The sequence below is a fragment of the Bradyrhizobium sp. CCGUVB23 genome, assembly GCF_024199885.1.
Taxonomy (GTDB): Bacteria; Pseudomonadota; Alphaproteobacteria; order Rhizobiales; family Xanthobacteraceae; genus Bradyrhizobium.
Genome location: NZ_JANADQ010000001.1, coordinates 2,747,791 through 2,759,978, shown reverse-complemented (window position 1 = coordinate 2,759,978; position 12,188 = coordinate 2,747,791). Strand labels below are relative to the sequence as shown.

The 12,188-nt window shown below is 59.1% G+C and carries 6 protein-coding genes; 2 read left to right on the top strand and 4 right to left on the bottom strand.

Going from position 1 to position 12,188, the window contains the following annotated elements; genetic code table 11:
* The first annotated feature begins 12 nt into the window (after nucleotides 1–12).
* Entirely contained in the window at nucleotides 13–828 is an 816-nt protein-coding gene (locus tag NLN62_RS12560; RefSeq protein WP_254109002.1) for an HNH endonuclease, read from the top strand.
* A gap of 231 nt (nucleotides 829–1,059) precedes the next feature.
* Here NLN62_RS12560 and NLN62_RS12555 read toward each other — a convergent pair whose 3' ends face one another.
* Nucleotides 1,060–1,398, bottom strand: coding sequence for a hypothetical protein (locus NLN62_RS12555; protein WP_254109001.1), 339 nt, complete (start codon nucleotides 1,396–1,398; stop codon nucleotides 1,060–1,062).
* Nucleotides 1,399–1,855: 457 nt separating this feature from the next.
* Here NLN62_RS12555 and NLN62_RS12550 point away from each other — a divergent pair, with 457 nt between their 5' ends.
* Nucleotides 1,856–6,316 carry a hypothetical protein gene (locus NLN62_RS12550; RefSeq protein ID WP_254109000.1) on the top strand — a complete coding sequence of 1,487 codons (4,461 nt, stop codon included), beginning with the start codon at nucleotides 1,856–1,858 and terminating at the stop codon, nucleotides 6,314–6,316.
* A 117-nt stretch (nucleotides 6,317–6,433) separates the two neighbouring features.
* On the opposite strand, the gene NLN62_RS12545 is transcribed toward NLN62_RS12550, so the two are convergent.
* The 3 genes from NLN62_RS12545 to NLN62_RS12535 form a co-directional block, all read right to left on the bottom strand.
* Nucleotides 6,434–8,362: a S41 family peptidase gene (locus NLN62_RS12545; protein WP_254108999.1), complete on the bottom strand. Its 1,929-nt coding sequence runs from the start codon at nucleotides 8,360–8,362 to the stop codon at nucleotides 6,434–6,436.
* A 272-nt stretch (nucleotides 8,363–8,634) separates the two neighbouring features.
* On the bottom strand, nucleotides 8,635–9,495 hold the full coding sequence (locus NLN62_RS12540; RefSeq protein ID WP_254108998.1) for a hypothetical protein: 861 nt from the start codon (nucleotides 9,493–9,495) through the stop codon (nucleotides 8,635–8,637).
* Nucleotides 9,496–9,659: 164 nt separating this feature from the next.
* Nucleotides 9,660–11,522: a reverse transcriptase domain-containing protein gene (locus NLN62_RS12535; RefSeq protein ID WP_254108997.1), complete on the bottom strand. Its 1,863-nt coding sequence runs from the start codon at nucleotides 11,520–11,522 to the stop codon at nucleotides 9,660–9,662.
* Between the last annotated feature and the right edge of the window lie 666 nt (nucleotides 11,523–12,188).

The following is a 12,188-nucleotide window of genomic DNA, read 5'->3' as shown; positions in this document are numbered from 1 at the left end:
ATAGACGCGCCGTTGGCGGCAGACGACGATGCCTATCTCAAGAAACTCTGCGACCGGCAGCCGTGGTCGCCTCACCACGCTTTGTGGCAGATAGCCTATGCGAACTATCGCAATCACAAAGGAAACCCCTGGCATGTCGCCCGAACCAACTTCATCCCTGACGTAAGCGGCCAGCAAACGGATCTTTATGGGTCGCGATCAAGCTCGCAGTGGATCGTAAAGATCCGCCACATGCAGTTACAGAGCTGTCCGATGTGCGGTTCCTCCGTGACCGGAAGCGTCGATCACTATCTTCCTAAAGAAGACTTTCCAGAGTTTTCGGTGATGGCCGCCAATTTGGTGCCAGCCTGCTCTCACTGTAACTCGGGTGTGAAGGGTCGAACATTTCGAGGTGCGACCCCGAATGAGCGATTTCTCCATCCATACTTCGATGCGCTGGCCGGTGAGCCTTTGTGGCTGACACGTGTCATTGCACCCTATCAGGCCGCACAATTTGAGCCGACCCCGATACCCGGCTTAAGCGCGAACAACCGCGAACTCGTGCAATTTCATCTGCGCCATGTTCTCGGGCCGCAGTTCCATCGTAATGCGGCTAACCTTTGGGCTACTTACCCCCAGCATCTAAGGGATGAGGTTGAGGGCACTGGCCCGGTATCGTCCGCTCGCGCCTGCAAAGAGATCGCCCGTTCACTAAGAAGGAGCATTTCGACATCGGGAGAGAACAGTTGGAGTGCGTCGTTCTTTAGGGGTCTCTTGGAGAACCAGGATGCGAGAAAGTATTTGGCCCACGCCGCGCGGCCGCTCAAGGCCACGCCGCTTGCGCTGTGAGGCGGGTCTTACCCTATCGGACCCACGACCCGGCTTTACTGTCCGGGGCATGCGGCCCCTCTTCGGGCTGCCTTCGGCGATCCTATCCACCACAAGCCTGAGGAGGTTTCCCTGGGTGCAGCGAACTACGGCCGCGTCACCCGGTTTGACGTTCCGGTAATATCTTTCAACATCCTCGGCGGTCTGATTGGCGGTCGGATCGGTATGCTTCTTCTCGAAGGGCGGCATGGTCTACTTTCGCTTGAGAAGGCCCATGCCCTCCGCGCCATACCACTTCTCCGCGTCGGCGCATTCCTTAGCAGGATCGGCCTCGAAATCGGCATCGCGCTTGCCGTACCAGGCGGCGCCTTGCTCCGTGGCGTTGAAGGCTTTCACGATGATCATGGCGCTGGTCGGCATTTCCTGGTCCCACCTCTTGATGTCAACCGTTAGCTTCGGGCAGCGATCCACCGCGACGAAGACATCGGTGAACCTCGCATGCAGGTAAGCGGCGTTGGTCACCTCGGTTGCTATCGACTTCGGTGCTGCGTGCGCCTCGACGTTCGCCGTCAAAAGCGCTGCAGCTATCATGATCTTCTTCACTTCAGTCCTATTCGTGCTTTTGCCACTGCTGGCTTGCGCCAGTCCTCTTTAGCTACATCGACTCCACCGGACTTTCACTTCGACATTCGCATGCGAGACGACCATTGAAATTCGCCCTTGTTCCCGGAAAGGAACGCTACGATCCATTCTTTGAATCTCGATCCCCGGTGTCAGGGGGCCAGGACAAGAAAAGGTTCGCCGATCGAGGGCCGATCCTTCCCACTTCCTGCTGATCGCGATGGCTTTCAGCGCGCTCTGCGGGCAGCACGTGAGTTGTGCGCTCACCAAGAATCAGTCCACCTTGCGAAGAAAGCGGCATGTTTGCTCGTTAGTGGGTGTCTTGGCTGCGGGTCAAGGGCGCCGCTTCGTAAGCCGCAAGCTGCTGCCCGAGTGACCCCGGCTCCGCCAGGCGCGATCGCCAGGTCTTCCTGTACGAGGTACGGTCGTGCCGTCCGATGCGACTAAACTGTGTTCGTCCCTACAGCGCGCGCTCCTGAAGCTGCGCGCAAGCGGCGCCGACGGCTTCGAAGGGTTCATCCGCGATGCCTTCATCGAGGCCACGGGGATCTCCGGGCGGATTCAGAAGTCATCGGCGCAAGGCGGGGTCGATGCCATTGCCGACGAGGCCAGCGGCCAGATTGCAGTTGGCATTGAAGCCAAGCGCTATCGCGAAACAACTGGTCTGGCGCTCGATGATCTCAAGAAAAAGGTGCATGATGCAGCCACCCGGTCCGGAAGCCCGATCGAGCTCTGGATTCTGGCAGCCAGCAAGGAAGTTTCCGCCGACGATGTTGGCGAGCTCAAGAAGATAGGTGAGGAACAAGGGCTCGGCGTGCTTGTGCTCGACTGGGGTTCACGCGGTGATTTCTTTGCGCGCTTGCCTCTTCTCTTGAGCCTTGCGCCCCACACCGTCGAGCGCGTGCTGGGGCACAAACTCGGGCAAGCCATTGGGCAAGTCGCGGATCATCCGGAGTTTGAAGCCAGAAAGACCGGCTTCCTGCGAGAGGTACAGCATCCCGACCTCGGACGCATTTTTACGGCCGATTCCGTCAGGGCGAGAATTGGCCAGACGTTGCAAACACGCGGCGATTCCAAATCGAGACTGCAAAATAGCGTTGATCTTCGGGCCCCCGGCCGCATTTGGGCGCAGCGCGATGACGAATGCGCCGCGGTCTCACGATGGGCAGGGGACCCTGGCGCCCCACCCATATGTGCGGTTCTGGGCGAAGAAGGTGCTGGCAAAACCTGGCTCCTGTTCGATTGGTGGCAACGCGAGGCCGCGCGCGATCCGGCACGCCTATGTGTCTGGTTTGCCGCCCGCGACGTCACGTCCGGATCCCTCGCGGACGTCCTCGCTGCGGCGCTTGATAAATGGGCACCAAGCCCTGGTCGATCCGCCGCGTTCTGGGGCAAGCGCGTCCAACGCTGGCGACAAAACGCATTGGCGCATCCCGGGGAGGGTCCCTTCATCTGGCTGATGCTCGATGGGACTAACGAGGGCACCGCGCAGGCGCTGGTAACTCAACTGCTCACCGAAGCAGCCGATTCCGATTGGAAGGGCGCAGTGCGGATCGTTCTCACCGATCGGCCGTTGCATTGGCAATCCGGTTTCCGGTCAGGCCAGTTCTTGGAGCCGCGTCCTGCAACCCTCACGGTAAGCCATTTCCGCAAAACTGAACTCGATGCACTGCTTGCCAGGCATGGGAAGACCCGCGCGGCATTCTCTCCGCAAGTGCTGAGCCTGATCAAATGGCCGAGCTGGTTTGCCGTGGCCGCGGAAATGTTTGACCAGGAATATGACTGGACGGCACACTCGGCCGAGCAACTGATGCTCCGCTATGTCCAGCATCGGGTCAGCACACGTGTCAACGCGCCGATAATGGACGATGCGGTATTCCGCCAATTCCTGTCGGACCTCGGCCGGGATATCCAGCGCAGCTGGAATACGTCCAGCATCTTCTCCCGTGCTGCGCTGAAGGCGAAGCTGGCGGGCTTCACGGGCGGACCTGAAAAGGACATCCTGCAAGCGATCGACGAAGTGACATCGGGTGTCTGGTTTCGTCCGACCGCAGCGCACCAATTCGAAATCGACAAAGCGGTCCTGCCTTTAGCGATCGGCCTCGCGTTGCACAGCGAACTGAAATCGCTCACGACCGAGGAGGAGATCGACAGTAGCGCGGACCGTTTCCTTGGCCCCACGGAGGATCAGTCGCTTGGCGTAAATATCCTGGCTGCGGTCATTGCGCTCACCTTCCTCGACAAGGACTATCCCGCCCTCGTTATCCGGGTTCTGTTGAGGCGCTGGATCACCTCGCATAATTTTTCTGGGGCGCATTTCCAGCAACTATGGCGCATTGGCAGCGTCAACCCGGCGCCGCTGCTCGACGTGGCCGAAGCCATCTGGCTACAACGCTCCGAGGGCACGTCGGTTGACGAGATCCTCATCAAAAGCATTGCGAATGTCGGCCGCGATGGCGGCAAGGAAGCAGACGTCATCGCCTTCCTTGCGAAATGGGCGCGAACCTATTGGCCCGCCCCGCGCGAGGGGCAATTTATCAATTATCATCCTTCCCCGGGGCAAAGAGCCGAGGCGTTCGCAGCAACGCAAGCGCGCCTCGATCGCATTCGCAGCGATATCGGCCCGGAATCCTTTGCAGGCCTCGATCTCATCCGCGCCGAGGACGGCATCAGTGCCAGCTGGGTGTTCTATCGCACAAATTCGATCGCGACCTACCTCCCGCGAGCAGCGCAAGCACCTCTCTGGCGCGGATGGGTTGCAAGTCGTGCCGTCATGGGCAGTGAAAATCACCTGGATGACGTTGCCTGGTCGCTGCGCGTGAATACGGTCGACGCGGAGGCCGCAACCGAAGTACTGCTCCAGACCGTCGACGGCCTTCTGGCTTTGCCGTCGACCGACATCAGGGCCAGGGCCACTAGCCTGCTCGAAGCGCATGGCGGGGCTGCCGCTCTTGCCAAGATCGCATTGGTGCAGCCGGACATTCGCCAATCGAGTTCTTCGGCCTCGCAGGCGTCATTGGTCGACGGGTTTGTTACATTTTCGGGGAAAGAGCCGCCAAACGAAGTAGTCGCTCTCTCGATCCTCTCGGAATTTGCGGCCGATCCCGATGCAGGCGTCGCGCCAAAACACCTGATACGCCTCAAGCGCTACGCCCGCTCTTTCCCCGTCACCGATCTTGGTGATGGGCGCGGTCAGACGGCTGCAGGTATCGATCTGGAGCGGACGATGCCGGCCTTGGCGCGCTGGGCTCCGAAAGAGCTTGTCGCGCTTTATCGGCGCTTCCTACTTTCTATTGGCCACCGCGATGAAACGCGCCTCCTTGGCTACACGTTCTCGCTCGAGAAACTTGCGATCCTGCTGACGCCGCCCATCCAGAAGAAGATATGCAAGGTTCTTATGGCGCGTCGTAAAGATAGGCACGAGAGCGAGTTTGATCAGGTTGACCATGCGCTGGTGACAACCGCGCTGTTTGGCAACGCGCCTCGCGAGCAGATGACGCTCTGGCACGAGCTCGGGGCCCCACGGTCCCCTCTCTTGGAACTGAAGCATGTGTTACGCGCCCCGTCACCTTCACAGGTGAAGGGCCTTGGTGCGCGGCTGGCACCGGATCAGCCCGTTGACCGACTGGCCGGATGGCTGGCCTATCTTATGCTCAGCGCAGCAAGAGAGCTTCCGCCGCGTTGGAACGTATTGGCCAGGCTGTTTGATCATGAAGAGCCCAGCATCCGCGAGTATGCCTTTTCAATCGCATTGGACGCCCGCGATAAGTTTCTGGCGCAACGGCATTTGAAATCTCCTTGGCGCGCTTCCGCGGAGCGCCCAGTCAAGGAAAACTGGGCTGGCGCATCCCTTCTCGCGATGCTCGCTACGCCCCGCTCCTTCAAGGCCATCGCCGAGCGGACAGGCGCGGAATGGAGCATGATCCCTTGGCACGTGGTCAAGTACCGGCCGGATTGTGCCTACGCTTTTGAGGCCTTTCTGAAGGCAAGGGTCGAACAGGAGCTTAATCCGCCCAGGACCCGCACCTTGCTCGGCTACCGGATCACACACGAGCGAGCGACGAAGAAGCTGGTGGAACAAAAGCCGGGTGAACTAGCCATGCTGGCCGACCGTCTGTTCGAAGTTGGGGACGATCCTGCCTTCGCACGATGGGAATTTCCAAGAATGGATCTCATGCAAGCGTTCTTGGAATTGCAGCCGGCCAAGGGCGCGCAATACTGGACGAAACTGAGCCGTTCCGACAGCGTGTTCCAACCCGGCGAAGATATTGAGCAGGCGCCTTTCGAGGCTTCCGATGGCGAGGAAGTGAACGCGTTGCGCCGCCAGCAGATCATGGACGCAAGTAACGACTGGAAGCTCCTGACGCTCGCTACCTTCATCGTCCGCCACAAGCGAACCGCATGGGCGATCGCGCTTATCAAGGAATTGCTTGGTACCTCGGGTGTGCCCGGGGATATCGCACGAGCGATCACACTCGCGGGGTTTCTCGACGATTCCCCGAGCGTGCGTTTACTCTGGAAGAACGACCTTGCCGCAGCGCCGATCGATGGGTGGATCGGCGCCGTTTATCAGGATGCCAAGCGGAATATCCAGAAGACCTGGAGGTGCCTGGCGTGGCTGGACGTCGCGCTTGCTGCAAAGGACGACGAGCGCTTCTTCGTGGCTTGGGAGCTATTCGCCCATTTGTGCGAAAGGAGCGCCATTCCCGTCACTGCGCAGCGGCTTAGAGCCAAGCCGAAGACGCGCTCTCCGAGGCACAGAGAGTTCATAGCGCTTCGTTTCAAGAAAATTCATGACAAGTCTATGAAGTCGGAAAGTCGGCTGAAGGAGAGGCTCTTCTCATTCCAGATCGGCCATCGTTGGGCAAAACCGTGGGCAGATAGCTGATACTTATTGCCCGACCGATGGTCGGGAAGTGTGCCGCATGAGGAGTAGGATTGCGTCGTACGTCCACTGTTGTCGTCCGCTCCGAGCGCCTCGGCAAGGGTCGCAAGATAGCGCGAATTAGACGACCGCAGCTCCAACGAGCTCCTTGCCTGCACGCTCGAGCAAATCTTGATTCTTGTCCAACACGTCCCGCAATGTCATGTGATAGACGATATCGGGAACGATCCCGACGTCTTCTAGGACGCGGCCTTCGTTGGCTTTGACGCGGAGCGCGCGACGCATTGTGAGACTGAGGTAGATGCCCGTGGGGAGGTCAGCCAGGCCGGCAGGACTCTTTGCGAGATAAACTTCCAGATCGGCACTCATCCACGGCACGTCGCGAACCAAATGGCTCAATGCGCCGTCCTGGATACTCCACACGGTGCCATCGTACTGCGGGCGGCCGGCGGACAGCGTCGCCTCATTCGACAAAGAGATGCCGGCTGCGTTGAACGCGTCCATTACCTGCTTTGATAGTTTGCCGCTGTTGAAATCGCCCTTGAACTTCCCATCCACCCGGAAATCCGGATTGAACAGCCGAACGACATCCCAGCCCCAGTTGTTGCCGCCGGCAGCGGCCATATTGGCGTCAGTACAGATCACCTTGCCGATGCCGTTGTCGATGAAGCCGCCCGCGAATATGTCCGCGGTGCTAAACGCAAGCGCATCACTGATGAGAACTACGGGACCTGCGTATTTGCGTCCCACTTTGTTATAGTCCGCGTCGTCTCCCTCGATTGGAATGCCCCGAGTATATTCCTCGCCGGTGCCGAACGCTTCAACGAACGAGGGACGCCATCGTGCAAATTCGTCGCTCGCCTCGGCCATTGCCCGGGTCGCGTCGGTGATACGAAACTGAAACCGCGCCGGTACGATCGGCCCGGCGGTAAAGAGCTGAAGTAGCCGCTCGCCCGCAGCGATGTAACCGCCCGTATTCCCACGCATATCAAATACAAGCCCATTCTGCGGCAGCGTGCCGAGCACGGGAGCCAAGGCGTCAACGAGATCGTCCACGTTGTTGGCGCTAAACGACCAAAAACGCAGATAGGCGAACGTACCGTCGTGCGTGGTCAGCGTGCCATAGTCGAACACGCCATTTGCACCGCGGCCTAGGATGACGGGAACACCGAGCGGTGGAGCCGCATGTTGCAAGGGTTGTAAAGCGTCAAACGTCTGAGGCGCCGAGCGCACGCGGCGCGCCTTTTGAAGATCCATAAGGAGAACGTCGCCGCCAAATCCGGTCAGGTTACGACCGAGCGCTGGCGCGCTCGGAAGCGTGGCCGTGTCGAAGCCCGTCCAGGCAAATCGCTCTTCAGCGATCGCGCCGTTCTTGTCCAGGAAGCGCAAGTCCACCCATTCCTCGAGCGGTGGACCAAATTGCGTGAGCGGACGATGCGTCAGAAAGGCAAGGCTCCGCGCAACCGACGCAGCCTCATTCCCGCCATCAAACAAGTTTGCGTTTAAACGTACATAGCGGTCTATGGGGATACCATTCCAATGGCTGACGCGTGCACCTACCGAAAGGGCTTTCAGGTTTGCACCGGCATCAATCTTGGTCACGACATGGAGTTTGTTGCTATTGTCCCAACAGGTCTCGATGGTCAACGGCAGGACGGCTGAGAACCCGTAAGGCGCCCGGCCGAAGAACATGACGTGTCGATCTCTCACGCGCGCCAGGATCTCGACGAGAGATTCATGAAACTCGCCATCGGTAAGCGTCTCGACCCGGAGGCGAAGGAGCGCCAACGCACGCACCGCATCAAAGCCATAGATGGACTTTTTTCGAGGCAAGTGGACGTAAAAGTTGTCGAGAGCAAAAGACACTTGAGCGAGGACACGCTGTCGATCTTCAATCGAATAGACCATGGCCGCATCGACTGGCGCGACCCCAAGGGCAAATGTCTTCGCAATCTCAAGGCCAGCCGGCGATCGGATGATTTCTGCTGCTTGCTGCTCAGCAGCTTTGCGATTGTCCGCCTCGACAGGTACTCCGTTGTTGTCGGCCATCGAAGTCCTCCGGTTCACGGGGCACAAACAGCGTTCATTTTGAAGTAGCCCGTGCGGTCATACGCACGATCGGTTTCGGGGCGATGGGCCGGGACTGGCAGGAGAAGCACCAACGCGCCGCCGCATTTGCAAAAGCTGCCGGCGAGATGCCGCGCGAAGCCAAATCTTTGATCCAAAGACATCGCTTAGAAAAGCCCGACCCAATATGGCGGAAGCCTCTCACAACTTTTGGTAGCTGTGAAGGGTAAACATGCCGCGGCGAAGCCGATGGCTTATTGAGCCGAGGTCCCCAACTGAGCCAAGAGCCCGGGTCGCAGATTCATCTTGTATTTGACCGGGCAAGCGGGATCGCGCTTGTCCTCAGGGATAACACTCACCTCCATCAAACCCGGCATCGCCGCATGATCGACCGCCCACATGATGAGGACATCCTCGGCCAGAGTGAGCAGGTTGTGAACGCCAATGCGCATGTCCTCGACGACCGAAACCGGGCCGTACTCCGTTTGGCCGCCTCTGTCGCGGCGCCAGTCCGGCGCCGCGAGGGAGCCGTCCGGCTCAAACCGGAAATTGCGGATCACGAGGTCACCGTTGTAGCCGCCCGGATGCTCGACGGCATTCCGCATCTTCACAAACGGCTCCGTGCAGGCCGGGAGCTGCTTCAGGTAGCGGATATGATCCCGTTGCCGCTGGAAGTTGGCTTCCGCATACGCGATGACCGAAGGCCTTGGCTTTTTGGCAATCGTCCACTCGCTCCCGTCCTCAAAACTCGTCCCGAACAGGAGATTAAATATCTTGAGGAGATCCCGCAGGAAGTTTTTTGCCTCATAGAGATAGTTCCGGCATTCCTCCTCGAGCTGCATGACCTGCGGCAGCACGACCGATGTGGCGCCTTTGCCGGGCGGCTTGTAGGAAGCGGCTTTCGCTTCAACATCGGTGCGGAGCTTTTCATGGATTTGGGAACACCGCAGCAGCTTTGGCGTCAGTTCGTTCAAATAGATGGCCTGAATGTTCTCGGCAGTCTCCTTCGGGATCGTGCAGTTTTTCAATAGCTCGAAGTTCTGCAACGTGAGCCGCGCGACGATTGGGTTCGTGACCCCTTGATCGAGTTTTTGGGCAACAACAAAGGGTAGCATGGAAGCTTCCTATCACCTTTGTGCGCGTTCGTCACGGAGGGCGCGTGCAGCTATCGCTGCATCGGGCTCTCGTGAACCGAGCCGCGTTGCGTCTCGGTAGGGTAGGCGCGGGATACCTCGACGAGGATATCCCTACGCCTCCCCCCAAACCGTGCGGGCACTTTTCAATGCACACGGCTTTCCATACGCGCATGCTCTCGACCGGAGACGGTTAAACGGCATGACGGACACAGGACGATGGTCTTGCGCCGCCAACCGGACCGTTTCCAATCCGTCAGCGATCCGCTTCGCAGGTCTCCTACGCGGCGGAGGTGATGCATCTCAAATGGTCCCGTCGTATCGCCGCACGCTTCGCATCTGCGAGCGTTGAGGCGATCGATCAGATCATTTGGGCTTTTGACCCACCACGCACCCGCCGTGACGTTGTCGACAACAGGACTCGTCCAGTAGGTTTGGGTCAGATGCTTCAGTCTCCACAGCTTGATGCTGCGAAGCTTTCCACGGACCACAGAGCTGACCTCGTAGTCCGTACCATTCCACAGACGTGCCATGGTTCTCGCTCTCGTCGTCCGATGTCGCATCGCCAGCGTCTTCACAAGGCTGCGGAACACAACAAGTTCCAGCAGTCCCAAGGCGCTCTTGAAGTCATCAGCAAACGAGTGGTAGTTCGTAAAACCACGGAATTCTGAGTTATAGGCGAGGACGGTTGCGACGTCGCTGGTAACCAAGAACTGCTCGCGAGGACGGCCAGTTTTTCTGGCGAGATCGCCATAGCCGTGTCGCTTGCAGAACGCGGTAACCTCCTTCCGCGGCACTCGCAAACTGACATTGCCGGTGGTCGGCCGGCGTACCACGCGCCATGTCCGTCCATCCGGTCCCGTGCGGTTGGATTTGCGTCCAGCCCCGTAGGATGTGTATGTCGAGATGCGATAGCTCAGGAAGGTCACTCCCTTTGAAGCGGCGTAGACCCCACTTTTCTCGGGCGACACGGTGAGCTTCAATGTCTGCGTCAGGAATTGTTCGACGCAAGCCATGATCTCACACGCTTCCCGCTTGCTCCCGATTATGCCGATGAGGAAGTCATCGGCGTAGCGGCAGTAGCGGAGCCTTTTGAAGTTCGGGTCCATCGGATCGACGGAGGGCACTTTCCGTCTCTCCTTATTGATGGCTTTGATCTCCGCGAGTGCCGCGTCGATCTCGGCCCGATCCGCGCCGCTGGCGCGGATCCGTTCAATTTTGCGGCGGAGACTGAGGACGCGCCGTTCCAGCGCCGCATAGCGCGGGAATGGACGTCGATCGCGGCCTTTGTCGAAGCCCGTCTTCATCGTCTGCATGTGCTGGTCCAGCTCGTGCAGATAGATGTTGGCGAGCAGGGGCGAGACAACGCCGCCCTGTGGCGTGCCACTGTAAGTGCGTCCGTAGACCCAATCTTCCATGTAACCTGCTTTGAGCATTCCTTCGATCAGAGCGATGAACCTATCGTCATCGATCCGCTTCTTTAGAAGCCCAAGCAGAATGTCATGGTCGATGTTGTCGAAGAACCCACGCACATCCACTTCGACTAGCCACTTGCAGCCTGTCCAGGTCTTCTTGATGGACTTGAGTGCGGTATGACAGGATCGTCTCGGACGGAACCCATGCGACTCATCGAGGAACACGGGTTCGTAGATCGCTTCGAGCAGAATCCTGACCGCCTCCTGAACGAGCCGGTCTTCCACCGTTGGGATACCCAGCGGTCGTGTTTTGCCGTTGTCCTTTGGGATATAGACCCGCCGGACTGGCCGGAAGCGATAAGTGCCATCTGCTACGCGCCTGGCGATGTCAGCGAGCTTCGCCAGCGACATGCCGTCGAAGGTCTTGCCATCTACACCGGGCGTCAGGGCTCCCCTGTTGCGGGAGACCTTTTCGTAGGCCCACTCGAAGAGATGCGGAGATCTCATCAGGCGGTGAAGGCCATTTACGCGCTTACCCGACCGCGACAAAGTCGGCAGTGATTCAATTCTTCTCTGGATGGTAGCGGCCTGCATCAGCAGAACCTCTCCGTCGAAGAATCTCTTCTACGCATACTGCAAATGCCGTTTTTAGCGGCATCGTCCTTCCCCCGATCAGAGGCGCTTTCGGTCCGGTCACCCGGCCTTATGCGCTTTATCGTCCACCTCGCGGCGGCTGTCCCGGCCATTACGCCGGGCATTTGGGTACTATGACGGCTCCGTCGCCATACAGGTCCTCGAAAGAGCCTGCTGCAGGCGATCCCGTAGTTGCGTGTGTAGGAAGTTGCGGTGTGTTTAGGTGCCCCATTCGTCTCCTTGACCCACGGATGGTGGTCGTCCCACGCAGACTGGTGGCGGATCGCACTGGCCGGTGCGATCTGCCCCGCGTGGCATAGCGTGTCAGCCGCGTTCGCTACGGCCAGCCCTTTGGCAACTGGAAACTGGGATTCAGGCAATATAGCTTTCACCGTGCACACCTTACTTCTGTGCTCTCCACCGGGCTGCGGCGCCCGATTTCGAGACGTTTCCCGGCATGCTTTGGTCCCGTTCTCCTTTCGGAGTCTCAGTCGTTTCCGACACCGGTAAGCCGGGCAAGTAAGAGCCATAACCAGCAGGCTCCATTCTTTCGAACACTCCCTTCTTCTCCACGCCTCAACGGCGCACGCCTTCCGGCTTCGATCCCTCGCGCCAGAGCTTTGGTGC